The organism is Flavobacterium sp. K77 (assembly GCF_021608205.1).
GTDB classification, from domain to species: domain Bacteria; phylum Bacteroidota; class Bacteroidia; order Flavobacteriales; family Flavobacteriaceae; genus Flavobacterium; species Flavobacterium turcicum.
The window spans coordinates 851,001-867,331 of sequence record NZ_JAKIHO010000001.1 but is presented as its reverse complement, the minus strand read 5'-3'; the positions used below and the strand labels follow the sequence as shown (position 1 = coordinate 867,331).

At 34.7% G+C, this 16,331-nt stretch carries 13 protein-coding genes; 5 read left to right on the top strand and 8 right to left on the bottom strand.

The genetic code is table 11. The annotated features are described in order from the left end of the window. Positions 1 to 158: 158 nt before the first annotated feature. The 3 genes from L1S34_RS03805 (at position 159) to L1S34_RS03795 (ending at position 2,952) form a co-directional block, all read left to right on the top strand. The gene (locus tag L1S34_RS03805) at positions 159 to 482 is read left to right on the top strand and encodes a hypothetical protein (RefSeq protein ID WP_236362883.1); all 324 of its coding nucleotides are present in this window, start codon (positions 159 to 161) and stop codon (positions 480 to 482) included. A 150-nt stretch (positions 483 to 632) separates the two neighbouring features. Further along, a complete protein-coding gene (locus L1S34_RS03800; RefSeq protein WP_236362882.1) occupies positions 633 to 1,496 on the top strand; it encodes an NAD(P)-dependent oxidoreductase in 864 nt (287 codons plus the stop codon). Between the two features lie 322 nt (positions 1,497 to 1,818). Then, the gene (locus tag L1S34_RS03795) at positions 1,819 to 2,952 is read left to right on the top strand and encodes a hypothetical protein (RefSeq protein ID WP_166138707.1); all 1,134 of its coding nucleotides are present in this window, start codon (positions 1,819 to 1,821) and stop codon (positions 2,950 to 2,952) included. A gap of 144 nt (positions 2,953 to 3,096) precedes the next feature. Here the strand turns inward: L1S34_RS03795 and L1S34_RS03790 are convergent, their stop codons facing one another. The 7 genes from L1S34_RS03790 to L1S34_RS03760 form a co-directional block, all read right to left on the bottom strand. After that, positions 3,097 to 3,324, bottom strand: a complete 228-nt coding sequence (locus tag L1S34_RS03790) for a CDGSH iron-sulfur domain-containing protein (RefSeq protein ID WP_166138710.1) — start codon at positions 3,322 to 3,324, stop codon at positions 3,097 to 3,099. A gap of 143 nt (positions 3,325 to 3,467) precedes the next feature. Then, a complete protein-coding gene (locus tag L1S34_RS03785; RefSeq protein ID WP_236362881.1) occupies positions 3,468 to 4,616 on the bottom strand; it encodes a cytochrome-c peroxidase in 1,149 nt (382 codons plus the stop codon). Between the two features lie 18 nt (positions 4,617 to 4,634). Continuing rightward, complete coding sequence (locus tag L1S34_RS03780; RefSeq protein ID WP_236362880.1) at positions 4,635 to 6,104, bottom strand: hypothetical protein; 1,470 nt, start codon at positions 6,102 to 6,104, stop codon at positions 4,635 to 4,637. Next, a complete protein-coding gene (locus tag L1S34_RS03775) occupies positions 6,091 to 7,560 on the bottom strand; it encodes a RagB/SusD family nutrient uptake outer membrane protein (RefSeq protein WP_236362879.1) in 1,470 nt (489 codons plus the stop codon). Before L1S34_RS03775 ends, L1S34_RS03780 begins: the two co-directional genes overlap by 14 nt. Positions 7,561 to 7,564: 4 nt before the next feature. After that, entirely contained in the window at positions 7,565 to 10,915 is a 3,351-nt protein-coding gene (locus tag L1S34_RS03770) for a SusC/RagA family TonB-linked outer membrane protein (protein ID WP_236362878.1), read from the bottom strand. Positions 10,916 to 10,945: 30 nt separating this feature from the next. Next, on the bottom strand, positions 10,946 to 12,061 hold the full coding sequence (locus L1S34_RS03765; protein ID WP_236362877.1) for a FecR family protein: 1,116 nt from the start codon (positions 12,059 to 12,061) through the stop codon (positions 10,946 to 10,948). 193 nt (positions 12,062 to 12,254) lie between these two features. Continuing rightward, positions 12,255 to 12,857 carry an RNA polymerase sigma-70 factor gene (locus tag L1S34_RS03760; RefSeq protein WP_236362876.1) on the bottom strand — a complete coding sequence of 201 codons (603 nt, stop codon included), beginning with the start codon at positions 12,855 to 12,857 and terminating at the stop codon, positions 12,255 to 12,257. Between the two features lie 426 nt (positions 12,858 to 13,283). On the opposite strand from L1S34_RS03760, the gene L1S34_RS03755 reads away from it, so the two are divergent. Both L1S34_RS03755 and L1S34_RS03750 read left to right on the top strand, forming a co-directional pair. After that, complete coding sequence (locus L1S34_RS03755; RefSeq protein WP_236362875.1) at positions 13,284 to 14,339, top strand: glycosyltransferase family 9 protein; 1,056 nt, start codon at positions 13,284 to 13,286, stop codon at positions 14,337 to 14,339. Between the two features lie 32 nt (positions 14,340 to 14,371). After that, a complete protein-coding gene (locus L1S34_RS03750; protein ID WP_236362874.1) occupies positions 14,372 to 14,824 on the top strand; it encodes a VOC family protein in 453 nt (150 codons plus the stop codon). Positions 14,825 to 14,865: 41 nt separating this feature from the next. On the opposite strand, the gene L1S34_RS03745 is transcribed toward L1S34_RS03750, so the two are convergent. Continuing rightward, the gene (locus tag L1S34_RS03745; protein WP_236362873.1) at positions 14,866 to 16,284 is read right to left on the bottom strand and encodes a LysM peptidoglycan-binding domain-containing protein; all 1,419 of its coding nucleotides are present in this window, start codon (positions 16,282 to 16,284) and stop codon (positions 14,866 to 14,868) included. Positions 16,285 to 16,331 lie beyond the last annotated feature (47 nt).

Here is a 16,331-nt window from a genome sequence, read left to right as displayed (position 1 = left end):
TGAGCCTTTATTTAATTCGAAAATAGAGTGCTTTAAAAATAAGAAAAACTGATCGCGATTATTTGCAAAGAGATTGTAATAAAACCATTTACATTTATTCGAAGCGATTGAATAGCGATTAATCCATATAAAACAAGTATTGCTCAAACCAACAGAAAATGAAATACGCTGAATTTACTATTGAAAATAATAAAATAGAATTCTTTAACAACTTTTTAGGAATGGAAAAAGCACTACTCAACGGAAAGAATATTTCGAGTAAATTTTCTTTTTTAGGTGCCGTACATCCTATAAAACTGCAGGATAGAAATTTAGTTTTAAAAGTCAGATACGCACTAGGAAGCATCAAAATGCAATTGATGGAAAATGATCTATTGCTTGAAGAACAATCTGCTAAAATTAGTATCAAACAAAGGATTTTTTGGTCTTTGATTGGAGTTGGAATCGGTTTTTTGCTGGCTAGACTTACGATTTATTTGTAAATTTAAAACCAACACAACTACTTCCTTAATGTTCTATCAATAAAATGGTTTTGTTACCAAAATTAAACCGTATTTTAGTGTTGTTTTCTAGAGGTTTCTAAAACTTTAAAACCAGAGAGAAAACCAATCATTTTTTTGAATAAGAACACTATGAAAAACATACAATTAGGATGGGTTGGTCTCGGCAATATGGGAAACCCAATGGTACTTAACTTACTCCAAGCAGGATTTGAAATATCAGTCTTTAACCGCACCAAAGACAAAGAAACGCCATTGCTTGACGCAGGAGCAAAATCAGCGAGCAGTTTACAAGAACTAATAGCAACCTGTGACATAGTTCTAACCATGTTATCCAATGACGCAGCAGTAAAAGAAGTTTTTGAAAGTCCAACGGGTTTATTATCGAAAGCTAATTCTGGGAAAACCATTATCAATATGAGTACGGTTGCTCCGGAAACTTCTCGTTATCTAAATACCATTTGCAACCAGCATCACATACAATTTATAGATGCTCCCGTTTCAGGAAGTGTAAAACCTGCACAAGATGGTACACTCGTGATTTTGGTGGGTGCTACTCCAGAAAATTTCGAAATTGCAAAACCAATATTTGATGTTCTAGGTAAAATTGCCATTCATGTAGGAGAACCCGGCGTAGCAAGTTCAGCTAAGTTAGCCATCAATTACCTATTGGGATTAAATCTTCAAGGAATAGCAGAAACGGTTTTATTTGCCGAGAAAAACGGCGTTAGTAAAGAAGACATGCTTAACATTATCAATCAAGGTGCTTGCGGTAACGGAATCACAAATATCAAAACACCTTCTATTTTAAATGATTCCTTTCCAGCGGCATTTGCCTTAAAACATTTGGTTAAAGATTTAGGCTTGGCCAAAGCTGCAGGGTTAGATTCACCGCTCATTCATCCTTTGTTTGACAGTTACGCCTCAGCCGAAAAAGAGGGATTGGGTGACCAAGATGTAATGGCGATTATTAGTAGCTTGAGAAAACCCCAATAGTTGAACTTGAAATAATAATGCTTTAGCGAGAAGTAACCAAACCAATTACATCTTCAATTCAAATATCAAACACTCTGGAATTTTGTTGTAAAAAAAACTTTTTCTCGCACTTTCTGCTTGTTGTGACCACTCAAATTGTCAATCAAAAAACACAAAATACTCAATTATAACACGATACAAATAATATTGTACACTATTTAGGATTAATTATTCGGTTTTTATTTAAGCGTAAAGTTCTTTTGATTATATTTGAGAAAGAAAATTAAGACGTGTTATTTTATTAACACTGCATAAAAGTAAAATATAAAAACCGTTGTTAAGAATGGAATCAAAAATTGACAGATTAGAAGAGCTCATTTCCTATCAAATTTTGGATACTTTACCAGAAATGGAATTGAATGAACTCTCTGAAATGGCTGCTTTAATTTTTGATGTACCCGTTGCCTTAATCAGTTTTATTGACGAAGATCGCCAATGGTTTAAAGTCCACAAAGGATTGGATTTAACCGAAACTAAAAAAGAAGATTCTTTTTGTCAACACCTCATCAGTGGAACTATAGAAAATTTAATTGTTGAAGACGCTTTAAATGATCCGCTTTTTTGTGATAATCCTTTGGTGAATAATGATCCCAATATTCGCTTTTACGCAGGTGCGCCCCTGACTACTCCGTCAGGAAATGTTCTTGGAAGCTTTTGCATTATTGATCATAAACCGAGACAAATAACTCCTGATCAAATCAAGGTTTTAAACATTTTGGCAAAAAAAACAATGGATTGCCTGAATCTTCGAAAAGTGCTTTTGGATCAAAAAAATGAAATACAAACCAATGCAGAGCGCTTAAAAAAATTAACAGACAGTGTACCCGACGGAATTTTTCAATTAAAAATGAATCCAGAAGGTGCTTTGATTTTTGAATTCATTAGTGAGGGTATGATTGAATTACACCCTTCAGTCACCATGCAACAATGGTTAGACACTCCCGAAATTGGTTTTACATTAATATGTCCGGATGACTTAGATGATTTTAAAATAAAATTAATGGACTCATTCAACAATTTGTCTTTTTTAAATATTGAGTATCGCGTAAAACATGAAACAGAATACCGTTGGCATTCTATGAAAGGAAATCCAGAACGATTGCCCGATGGAAGTGTCGTTTGGTATGGTAGTTTTCACAATATCAACAATCGAGTTGAATACGAGTTAGCTATGGATCAAATTGTATTTGACATATCACATGTATTACGACGCCCAATTACAACACTTATGGCTTTAAATAACTTGATCGAAAACGAAAAAAACATAAGTCATGAAACCCTTATAGAATATGTGACTTATATCAAGAAAGTATCAGAAGAAATGGAAATATTTACGCAAAACCTGAGCGCAATTTACCAAAGAAAAAAAGAGTTAATTACAAACAAAAGTGGCAGAATTAAACCATATAGCAAATAAAATAAACTACCGACCATCATTTTTATTTTTCATGAAACGATGAGCTAAGCTATTTAAGATATATTGCACTAATGATTATAAAAACAAAAGCTACCTAATAACAGGGTAGCTTTTGTTTTATATTTTAAAACTGGCAACTTTTTTCTATTTTGTTTTCACAGGTGGCAAGTCAAACGCTGCTGGCTCATGCTCAAAACCGTTTCGGTGCGCACCATCACAAAAAGGTTTATTAGCAGATAATCCACAACGACAAAGACCCAAGGCCGTTCTCCCCTCTAAACCGTAGGTTTGACCGTTGCAATCAGTAATTTCAAAATCGCCTTCAATTTTTATAGAACCATTTTTGTTGATGGTTAATTTAGTAGTACTCATACTTGATATTATTATTTTTAGAGCGCAAAGGTTAAAAAATTATTCAAGTACCAACTCGCCAAAACTAATTTTTATGCTTTTGATTTATTATTTACATTAATTCTAATTTGACACTGACACCCATTGCTTTAAAATCATAGTTTTTACTCAGGCATCGTAGGTGTAATAATACGACTATTAGGCGAACTTAAAGTTTCTATAAAAGCTAAGAGAGCATTGATTTCGGTACGATTTAAGTTTAATTTTTTAAGAATTGGAGAATTTACTGGTAACAGGGAGTCACGGGCAGTTCCTAAATACTTTGCCTGAACAGGTGATGGGTTGCCTAAATTGTAAAATTCGACTACATCAAGTAAACTTGGGAAATGGCCATTATGCATCCATGGTTTTGTATTGGCTACTTCGCGTAAAGTTGGGGTTCTAAATTTACCTAAATCCTGCTTATTTTTAGTAACATTGTATCTTCCAAAATCTTCATTAACGGTACCAAACAAGGTTTGGCCATCATTGTGAAATTGATTGTCGCTAAAGTAAGGTGTATTGTGGCAATTGATACATTGCGCTTTAGTTCTAAACAAATGCAATCCTAAAACTTGCTCGTCAGAAAAGGCATCAGCTTTTCCGGTTACAAATTTATCAAACTTACTTTTTGGACTTTTAATAGTTCGCTCAAAGGTGGCAATGGCGTATTGTACGCGCTTTAGAGTGATTTCAGAGTCGCCAAATGCAGTTTCAAATAATTTTTTATATCCTTTTACAGCGGCAATCTTATCGACTGCAATAGTCAGCTTTTCGTTCATTTCTAAAGGATCAGAGATGGGAAATTGTGCTTGATCTTCTAAACTATTAGCACGACCATCCCAAAAAAGTGATGTAGCATATCCTGAATTTAAAATAGTCATAGCATTTCGTTTGCCAGTTTGTCTGTTATGACCAAAGGACCGCGTTAAATTATCAGTCCAGCCCAACTCTGGATTATGGCAGGAGGCACAAGCAATTTGTCCGCTAATTGACAACCTTGGATCAAAAAACAAGGTCTTTCCTAAAGATGCTTTTTCCTTAGAATAGGGGTTGTAGTCCGGAAACGGAACTTCTGGCAAAGGACCTATATCTTTAAAATTTGCAGGATCAACATTTCGATCTAAGGTTGGTTTAGGCCATAAAGCAGGATTTCCACTGCTATATAATTGTCTTAAATCTTCAATAGGAATATAAGGGTTGTCATCATATGATTGATATGCTGATAGCCCAAGTAGAGCTAACAAAGCGACTGTTATATATTTAATTTTCATGTTTTTTAAATCTTAAAATTACAAACTAATTTCTTTTAAACAACTTGCAGCTATAGGAGCAGGTCTTGGATAAACTCGGTTATTATAAATTTTGTATTGTGAAGTCACCGTACCTCCAAAAAGGGTCGTATTGGTTGCTTTTAAATCAAAAGAAATCTCAAAAAGACCACTACTTATTTCTGTATAGGTACCGCCGCCCGAAATGCCGATACTATAACTTTTACCATTTGTACCTGCAATTGTAATGTATTGCGGAATGATTAAAACAGTTCCTCTAGTTTTACTATTTCCGCCTTCAGGAAAAAACTCTAAGGCTGAGGCGATATTAAAACCAGGAGAATTCGCCGCCGAAATACTTTCATTAGAGAACCATCGCTTTAGACCAAACGAATTGGTTGTATTAGTTCCAGTAGTAACATTAAACCCAATTTTAAAAGCATGATGGTAAATATCATCTGCAGGATTAGGCGTACCTCTGTCACTGAATAAAATGGCATTTTCAGAACCAGCAGGTACTACCACTGGAAAAGTAAAAGCATTAAAACTTTGCCAAGCACAAACGCCTGCTCTATCAAACCAATTTTCACCATAGGTTAAGTAAAATGGATTCGAAAGGTCATAAAATTTAGCGGCTGTATTGGCAGTAACATCTCTAATTGATTTGATGGGTTTAACGATTTGCAAAATCGAATTACCAGTAGGACTATAAGCTGCAGTAGTTGCTAATTCTATATCTGATTGATAGTACACATCATTGTTCTTTATGTTCTCTAAAAGCGTCAATCGGTATGAAATAGAGCTTCTGTTTGCAGCAAGCGCTTCACGCGTAATTTTGTAGTTGAATCCGTTTAATGTCTTGAACATACTAGCTTCATCGATTTCAGAAGGAATAAATCCGTTGGGGAAATTTACTTTAAACACAACCTCTTCACCCACGTTTCCTTGCAATTCTATTCGATTCACAGGAAAACTGTATGTTGTTTTTATATCTTCAAGGTTGACCTCTAAAGCATTATTTGGTGCTGATAAATTCAAATTTCCGATAGTTATTGATGGATCTGAACTTGATTCTAGTTTTAAAGTAATTTTTTGCTTTTCATTCCACCTTTTGTCGAAAGATACAAAAACAGTATCCGTTAACTGATTTCCAGAAAAAGAAAGCTGGTCTTTGGGAATCAGACTAAAAGTAGCCGCATCACCATTAGTTATTACGCTGTAAGTTACAAAAACAGGTTTAGCTAAAGTTGCCGAAGTTAGTGATACAGGTATTTTAAGCGTTTTTACTGATGTGTTTTTATAACTGCTCACTGGCACTAACGCACTGTTTTTTGCAGGAAACTCTAATGGAGCATTGTTGCTGTTTACCAATAAATTGAATCGTACGAAGGGAGGAACGCTATTGGCATCTAAATTATAATCATCCTTTGAACACGCGCTAAAAACACAAAGAATGAGAGAGACGAACACTATAATTTTAGTATGTTTCATTTTGCTGTAAGTTTGCGTTAAGGTTAATATTTTTTTGTGGTATTGGTAAAACAAATTTTGGAGATGGAAAATCGAGATTACATGTAGTTGCTAAACAACCATCAGTACGAACAATACTCTTTCTTTTACGGGCTAAATCAAAAAACAAATGCCCTTCAAAACAGAGTTCTTTACGCCGCTCTAGTAACAATGCATCTTCAAGATTTTCAGTAGCGGTAAGCAAAGTCGCTTTGGCACGAGATCTAATAGTGTTGATATCAGCAATGGCACCCGATCGATTACCTAATGCTAGCGCAGCTTCGGCACGGATCAAATACACTTCACTCAGTCTGAAAGCAGAATATCCTGGATTGTCCTGAAGTTTTTTGGTAAAATAATAATTTACATTTACAAATACGCCGTTTAATAAGGTAGGTAGAGGTTTTTCTAAAAACAATTGCCTACGAATATCAGCAGTTTCGTATAAGTTTCTCAAATCTTGCGAAGCCACATATTTGTTGTAGTTTGTTGGTGAAAAATACCCAAAATAACTGGATAAGGAACCTCCTACTTCTCCACCACTATCTCTAGGAATTGAAAATTCTAATAGATTTTCTGTTAAAGGTGCGTTGGTTTGCTCCCATTGTGCCACATAATTTTCAGATGAAACCAAACTAATGCCCGAAGATTGAATTACATCATTTGCTACATCAAAAGCGTTTTGCCAATTGTTTTGAGAAAGGTAAACGCGAGCCATTAATGCTTTTGTATTGATTGCGTTAAAATAAGAATTAGTAGGTCCTGCTAAACTTGGCACATTAGAAAAATTATCTAAGGCAGCATTCAAATCTGCTACAATTTTGAGGTAGGTATTGGCCAGCGTTTCTCTTTTAGGATATTGAATTCCTTTCGATAAACTTGCTGTGCTATATACTACACCCAATTGATCTGCTCCGGTTCCGGAAATAGGTTGCGAGTATACCAAAGTCAGTAAAAAATGAGCGTAGGCTCTTATAGCCAAGGCTTCGGCTTTGATTTGATTTTTTTCCATTGCAGTCGCATCAGTTAACTGGTCTACATTTTCAAGAATTAAATTAACCTGATTCACAACCGCATAACTGGCATCATAAAAAGGTGTAAAATTACTTTCTAAAGCTTGATCTTGAAAAGAATATACGTTTTCAACATTGATAGGAACTGTGATTTGCCCGCGATTACTGCCTGATATTGTTGGTGTAAATTTTAAGTTACCACCTTGTAAATCAGCGTAAACCGCAAAGCGTTCTCCCCTTACATTTTCTTCGAGTTTGCCATAGGTTCCATTGAGAGCAACCAGCATTCCGTTTTTGGTACTCAATTGTTCTGCAATAGAGGTTTGAGAGCCTGGTTCTTGCTCTAAAAATTCACTACAACTTTGCACTGACAGAACAACAAGTAGCACAAAAAGGTATTTTAAAAATAGTTTTGAATGATTCATGTTGTTAAAATTTAGTGTTAAATCCTAAAGAAATTGTTCGAGCTTGTGGATAAGTAAAGCTAAATTCCCGCACTCCGTTGCGGCCTGCTGGACTTTTTTGCTTGTACCAATAAGCCACATTTGATACATCAATAAAAACAGAAAGAGCATCGAGCAATTTTGTTTGCATAGGAACATTATAGCTTAAATTGATATTACTAATTCGAATATTGGTATTATCATATAAAAATTTACTCAAATTCGGGATCAAAGTGGCGTTGCTTATTACCAAAGGTTGTAATGCCACATCACCCTGATTGCGCCAATAATCATATGCGTTTACAGATAAATTTCTATTCGAAGTAATGTTGTATTTTGAAATCAAACTGTTATCTACCAATATCGCTCCTCCAATTTCAAAAGCTCCTCTAATAGATAAAGTCAAATTATCTTTAATCACAAAGGTATTGCTGAAACCTCCAAAAGCATCTGGTTGATTATCGCCAATAGGAACCCAATCTGCAGGACCAAATAAGCTCGTGTAGGTTGCCGCATCATAAATTTGGCCGTTTTTTTCTAACAAATCCCTTCCGGTGGCAGCATCAACGCCTGCGTATTTAATACCCCAAATGGTTGAGGTACTAAATCCTATTTTTTGCGCCAGCGCCACCTCAGATGTTGAAAAATCACTTCCCAATCCAATTAACTTTGTGACCTTGTTTTTTACTGTTGAAATATTAAATGAGGTTGTCCATTTAAAATCCTTCGATTGCCACCATTTTACTCGCGTGCTAAACTCGACACCTTTGTTGTACATACTTGCTGCATTTAGCTGTAAGGAAGTATAACCGGTTTCGGTAGGAATATCTCGGCTGGTAATTAAATCTGTAATATTATCGTAATAAAATTCGAGACTTGTTTCTACACGGTTCAAAAAATTAAAGTCGATTCCAGCGTTGAATTTTGTGTTTTTTTCCCAGCTTAAATTCCCATTCGGTGCCGCACTTGGAACCGCACCATTGCCTCCATTGTAATCGATTAGGTTTATGGTATACAAACCTTTAGAACGATACGAACCAATTCTGGAATTACCTGTAGTCCCGTAACTGACTTTTAATTTAAGTAAATCAATTTTGTTTTGAGCAGTCATGAAATTTTCATTAGAAACAATCCAACTCAAACCCGCACCCCCATTTAAAGCTACATTGGTATCGTCACCAAAAACAGAACTCTCGTCTCTTCTAAAATTTCCTAAAAAGTAGTATCGTTTTTTATAATTGTAATTGAGTTGAGAAAAAAACGAGACTCTTGAATTGTAACTGATGTCCTCTCTATAAACCTGATTGGCAAGTCGTTCATCTACAGTTGTTAAAGGGTCATCATCTCTAAGTGCGTTGTTAACATCATTAATTTCGCTTGAATTTACGAAACCACGTCCAGATGCATAGCCGAAATTAGCCTTTTCACTAGACAATTCGAATCCTAAAACTCCATCAATAGTATGGTCTTGATTGATGGCTTTGTTAAAAAGAGCCTGTCCTTGCCAATTCCATTTTGTTCCATTTCTTTCATTAATGAGTCTGCGTCCCCAGTTAGGATATTGGATGCCATTTAGCACAAATGTACCATTACTTTGCCCGCTTTCATTGGCACCTGAAAAATAGCGGTCTTGTACTTTATCTTTGTAATCAAGTCCAAATAAGGTAGAAAAACTTATAAACTGGTTCAATGTGTATGATGCGCTAGCACTACCTAAAATACCATAGCTGTTCGAAACATTTTTGTTTTGTTCAATAGCAGCCAAAGGATTACTTAGACCAACTACGCCAATAGTTGAAAAGGAGCCGTCTGGATTGTAGGGAGCAATTGTAGGCACAAAAGCGTAGCTGTAGTAAATATTTGGCGCGTCTTTTTGAATATAACTAGGGTTAAGAGACAAACTAAAATCAAATTTATTCGCTCGGTAACCTATGTTGATCCCTGCATTATATTGCTTTGTAGAATTCCCTTTTTGAGGCTCGTCAATTTCTAGGTAACTCAAACTAGTTCGATAGGAAAGCTTGGAATTGGCACCAGAAACATTGAAATTGTATTTGTTATAAATACCTGCAACATTAAGCAAATCAAACCAATTGGTATTGATGCCATTATAGGGAACGGGTACATAATTGGTTTGACTGTTTTTAAGATATTCATTTCGTAAATCAGTGTATTGAGAACCGCTCAAATATTCAATTTGATTAATCGCAGATGAAATACCCAATTGATTAGAAAAACCAAATTTCGTTTTGCCTTTTTTTCCTTTTTTAGTTGTGATTAAAATAACTCCATTTGCACCATCGGCACCGTAAATACTAACTGCTGCCGCATCCTTCAAGATAGTCAAACTCTCAATGTTTTCGGGTGAAATTTGCGCCAACGGATTGGATAAGTTTTCTGAGAAAGCACCATTGGCATCAAAAAACTGATTGTCAATACCTACTTCTTCGCTTATAATTACACCATCAACAATGATAAGTGGTTGTGTCGAAGTACCTAGATTTGAATTTGATAAAGAACTCAAACTACCCTGACCACGAATATTTATTTTAACTGGCCCACCAATTCCTGAGGTATTTTCGATTAAAACACCTGCAATTTGACCCACGACCATTTTATCAATACTTTCTGAAGCTTGTTCAACTGCAATGTCTTTAGCTGTTAACGTAGCAATACTTCCAACAACTTCTTCCTTCATTTTTTTGGTACCATAAGAAGATGTGATTACCACCTGCTCTAATTCATCTGTAACTTGCTGCATAGAAAACACAAAATCGACTGTATTCCCTACTCGTTGCGCTTGCGCTTTCATTCCAAGGTATGAAACTTCTAAAACAATGTTCGGGATATCGTTGCCTTTTAGTAAATAGACAAAGCGTCCGTTACTGTCACTGATCACACCAGCCGAAGTCCCTTTCATCAAAATAGTTGCTCCTGGAATGGGCGATTTGTCTTTAGCATCTAGTACAATTCCTTTAATAAATCGTTCTTTTTCCTGCGTTGGTTCTTGTGTATCATTACTGACTAAAAGGATTTGTTCTTTTTGTATAAAAAACGTAATTTTTTTATCCTTAAAAACACGATTGAGAACCTCTTCAAGCGGACTATTTTTGACTTTGATTGATACTTTTTGACTTCCATCAATTTTACTAGCGTTAAACACCACTCGGTAATTTGTTTCTTGTTCGAGTAATTTAATAAACTCTCGCAATGGTACATCCTTGCACTCAAGGGTAATGTTTTTGTTTTTGGTTTGAGCAAAAGTTTGCAAACTCAGCAGGAATATCCCGCAGCTTAACAGTAACTTTTGCCAAAAGGGATTAAGTGTAATGGTCATTTAGTTGTTGTTTTTGGGTTTATAATTGGGTTAGTTAGTGATAGTAATTGTACGATTGTTTACAGTGTATTTAAATGGAGTATCAAGCTGTAATAAATTCAAAATTTCTTGAGGTTTGGCATCTTTTAACTTAATGGTACCAGTAAATTTTTGTTTGTCTAAATTACTGTTGGAGTTTATTATGCGCACATCGAAGGTGCGTTCTATTGTCTTGCATATACTTACAAAGGAACTTTCTTTTAAAATTAATTCGCCATTCATCCAAGCGGTGTAAACTGATACATCTACCGAACGACTTTGATGAGTATTGGTTAATAAATCCCAGTTTACCAATTGTCCTACTGACATCATTGTACTGTTATTTGCGTTACCATTTTGGATTAACTGTACACTTCCTTCGGTTAAAACCGTTTGCATTGATGATTCGTCAGGATAGGCAGATACATTGAATTTTGTTCCTAGAACAGCCACGCTAACACTGTTAGTGGTCACAATAAAAGGTCGAGATTTATCCTTTGTTACGTCAAAAAAAGCTTCTCCAGTTAAAAAAACAGTTCGTTTTCCTTTGACATCAAATTGCTGAGGATATCGTAAGCTTGTACCAGCATTAAGATGCACCGACGTTCCATCGGACAAGATTACTTTAAATGTTTTTCCGTAAGGAACTTTTAGAGTATGGTAACTAACAGCTGCTGTGGTAGTAGATTTTGGGTACACAATTTCATTTTTTTGATGCACTGCAATTGAATTCCCTGCTTTATTAGTTACGTTTTTAGACTCATTTCCCGAAACAGCGGTTATCTCACCTGTTTCAAGCTCTAAAATTACTTCATTAGTTGGTTTGGCAATTGCATTATCTTCCCACACCACTGATTTTCCTAATGTAAAAAACAAAAGAAAAATAGCGGCATATCTCAAAAACAACCTTTGGTATTGCTTTCGCCTGATTTTTCTTTGAAGGACAATGAAATCATTTTGCAAGCTCGTGTTTGACAAAGCAATGTTATCTGTTAACAACCATGCTTTTTTAAGAGCGAAGAATTCTTTTTTGTTATTTTCGGAAGATTCAATCCATTTGAAAACTTCAAGAACTTCCTCTTCAGATGCCTCGTTGTTTAGGTATTTGTATAATAATGTTGAAATCATAATTGAAAAAAAATTAAAATTCTAGTTTTAAAAAAAGGAATAACACCTTCACATACCTAAGAATCATCAAACTGTTTTTGTTAAAAAAGTAGATTTTACAAGCATAAAAACCACAAAAAATCAACAAAATCACAATTGCTTATAGTAAGTACACGTTACAAGGAGAAAACCCTACTCGAATTTTTAATTTTTTTTAACTATTTAGTAAAGTGATGATAATAAATGAAGGTAAATAATCAGATAGTTGCTCTTTTAAAATCTTTAAGGCCTTTGTCATGTGGGCTTCAACCGCTTTTTGCGATACGCCCATAGCTAAGGCTATTTCTTCATTTTTTTTGTTTTCAAAACGTTTTTGCAGATATACTTGTTTTGTTTTTTCAGGAAGCGATTCTATAACTGTATTGATGCGAAGTTCTAATTCGGAGATTTCAACCGAATGAAAATCAATTTCATTCAAAATTTGAGTATTGAGAGCTCGTTCTTTTTGATTGAGTAAATCGTTTTTGAATCTATCCTTAACTTTATTATGGCGGATATGGTTGAGACAAATTGACTTGGCGTAAGTGTATAAAAACGAGAGAATGCCATTTTCTGAATCAATTTTATCTTTATTGATCCATAGTTTCAAGAAGACTTCTTGCGTTACATTTTTGGCTTCGTCTTGATCGTACAAAAATTGAATACTGAACCCTAGCAATCGATTGTAATAGGCATTGAAATAAAAATTAAAAGCGCTTTCATCACCATCCTTAAAAGATTTGAAAGTTTTACATCTATTTTTATCTAACTCCTCCATATTAAAAACAACGCTTCCAATCCAAAATAATAGTTGTACCTAATTACCATACTGAGTTGTAAATCACGTTCCCGCAAAAATACTTAAAATATGTTTTAGAAAAATAATTATTTAGAATAATTATACATTAGCATGGGAATTCAAAATAAATCTGTAAAAACTAATTCAATAATAAGTGTTTAGACTTGCTAGGTATGACTTAATAAATAATCGAAATTCAATGCAATGACAATTAATAAAAATCTAAATTTCTTTTTACTGACTGTTGTGCTAAACACAGAGGCAATAAATAAGAGGCATACTCTTGTTTACAGAAATAAAATTTTAAATTTACCCCATATTAAAAATAAAACTGAAATAGGCTGACACTATCCTGGCAGCAGAATTTGATAAAACCAAACTCAAAGCAGACAATTACAAAAAAAGATGAGCACTTTAAAAAAAATAAATATCTACCGCCGAATTTTAACCAAGAGTTTAACCAAAAATATTGGAACTTCTGCACAAAAATTTGTCGTTGATCCGAATCAAAAAATAGAAATCAAAAGAGTATTAATCTCTAGGCCCAATCATCGATTAGGTAATTTATTGTTGATAACGCCGCTGGTACAAGAGGTGCAAGCTACTTTTCCGGATTGTAAAATTGACTTGTTTGTAAAAGGTGGTTTAGCTCCCATTGTTTTTGAGAATTATCAAAATATACAGACCGTAATTGAACTTCCTAAAAAACCTTTCAAAGATTTGATTGCTTACTTTAAAGTGTGGACAACCATCAAAAAAGGAAATTACGACATTGTGATTAATGTAGACAAAAATTCTTCGTCAGGACGTTTATCTGCGCAATTTGCTAACGCCAAATATAAATTTTTTGGAGAAGAAGATACTACTTTAGCACAAAAGCATTCTGATTATTGCCATATTGCCAAATATCCAGTTTATGAATTCAGAAACTTTTTAACGCAATTAAATTTTCCGGGAAATCAACAAGAAGTACCCCCGTTAAACTTAAAATTGAATGCAAAAGAATTGGAACAAGGTAAAAATACCGTTGCCAAAATAGTAGGGACCAGTAGCAAAACGATTGCCATTTTTACTTTTGCAACCGACGATAAATGTTATGCCACAACTTGGTGGGAACCATTTTACGCTCGTTTGCTTAGTGAATTTCCTGATTATGCCATTCTTGAAGTATTGCCAGTAGAAAATGTTTCTCAAATTGGTTTTGCTGCACCTACTTTTTACAGCAAGGACATTCGAGAAATTGGAGCTGTAATTGCCAACACAGCAATTTTTATTGGAGCTGATAGCGGTATCATGCATTTGTCAAGTGCTTCACTTACGCCTACAATTGGACTTTTTTCTAGAGACAATATAGAAACATATAAACCTTATGACAACAACAGTGTAGCCATAAATACCAACCAGGGAAATCTTGATGATTGGATGGCCATTGTACGCCGAACTTTACAATCTAAGTCATAAAGTAAACCAACAATTAAACAGAAAAGCGACCCATGAAACTAAAATTCCTGTTACTTATCGTATTAGTGCAAAGCAGCTATAGCATTAGCGCTCAGCAAAAAGAAAATTTCAGCCTTCAACTGGATCACATGGCACTTTCTGTGAAAAATTTGGACAATTCAGTACAGTTTTATAAAAACGTTTTACAACTTCAAGAGATAACCAATAAAACCCAAAAAGAAGGAATCCGCTGGATGTCGTTAGGCGAAGGAAAAGAATTGCATTTGGTGTCGACTATAAAAGATCCTGTACAAATTAACAAAGCGATACATCTTGCTTTTAAAGTGCTAGACTTTGAAAATTTAATTAAAAAACTAAATCAATTGCGAATAACTTATTGGGATTGGCCTGGTAAAAAAGATACAATAAGCATTAGAGCTGACGGTGTAAAACAAATCTACATTCAAGATCCAGACGGGTATTGGATTGAATTGAACAGCCTTTAAAAGTAAAAAGCCAAATCATATTTGATTTGGCTTTTTTATTATTATTGAATTACTCTATTGATTTGTGAGAAGTTTTTCTCGTAATATTTCTCTTTTGTAGAAGAAATAATTACACCATTACTTGTTGAGGAATGAATGAATTTAATTTCCCCATCGGTGACCTCAACTACCATCCCAACGTGATTAATTTGCCTGCGGCCATTGGTTTTAAAGAATATTAAATCTCCTTTTTGAGCTTCCTCAACGCTAACTTGAACTCCAACGGTTGATTGCTCTCTTGAAGTACGAGGTAATTTTATATCAAAAGCACCAAAGGTATTACACATCAATCCTGAACAATCAAACCCTGCTTTTGATGAACCACCCGAGCGGTAACGAACACCGATATTCTCAGAGGCACTCTCGATCAATTGATCTAAAAAATCGTGATTAAAATTAGGTTTAGTTGTGGCATTAAAATCAATTTTGCTATTTTCAATTGCGGCATCATTGATAGAAATAGGAGTGGCTGCAATTGCTTCCCCTTCTGGAATTGTACTTGAAGTGATGTTGAGTTTAAAACCCACCGGTAGTCCATTTTTGATGGCTGGATTTTGGTTTTCTAACTCTTTAACGCTAATACCGTATTGTTTTGCAATAGCGTACTTTGTTTCTTTGGGTAAAACTTCGCGTACTATTGTAATAGCTTCGCTAGTTTTTGTTTCTTGCTTAGCAACAGTTTCAATTGGCTGTTTATTTTCAAGTTTTTTATCAGTAGCAACACTATTTAATGTTGTTGGAACTGCCGAGGCAAGAACGACACTACTATTTGGACTGACTGGAATTATAACTTTTTGTCCCACTTTGAGAGCCTTCACACCCAAAGTAGGATTGGATTTGTCGAATTCTTTGATTGTAATTCCGTATTTTTTGGTAATCGAATATTTAGTTTCTTTAGGTAACACTTCCCATTCAAAAGATTCTCCAGCAGGAATTGCTTCCGTCTTGGTAATTTCATCTTTGGTTAAAAGATCTGATTTTGCTGTTGCAATCGCACTACTTTCAATAGCTTTGGCTGATGCGGGAACATTGATTTTTTGACCAATTTGCAACTCGGTGCTAGCCAATAAAGGATTTACTTCTTTTAAATCATTAACTGTAATACCGTATAATTTTGCAATTGCGTAAAAGGATTGTTTGGCTTGCACCTCGTGTTCTTTGGTCGCGATTGTGCTTGTTTTTTTATTTTTTTGTGGAAGTGCCTGCGGTTCGTTGGTTGGGATTATTAAAACCGAATTTAGTTTTAAAAGTTTTTTAGCACTTGGATTTAGTTTAAAAATAGCGCTTTGTTTTACATCGTACTTTTCTGCAATACTAGAAATGGTTTCTCCTTTTACGATGGTATGCTTGATGGTTTTTTCTTGAGCAAAGGCAAGAAAACAATTAAAAAACAACACAATTAATACTATCCGTGAACTCATATACTTTATTTCAATTTAGCTCTCTAAGCTGCAACGATACGAGTGCT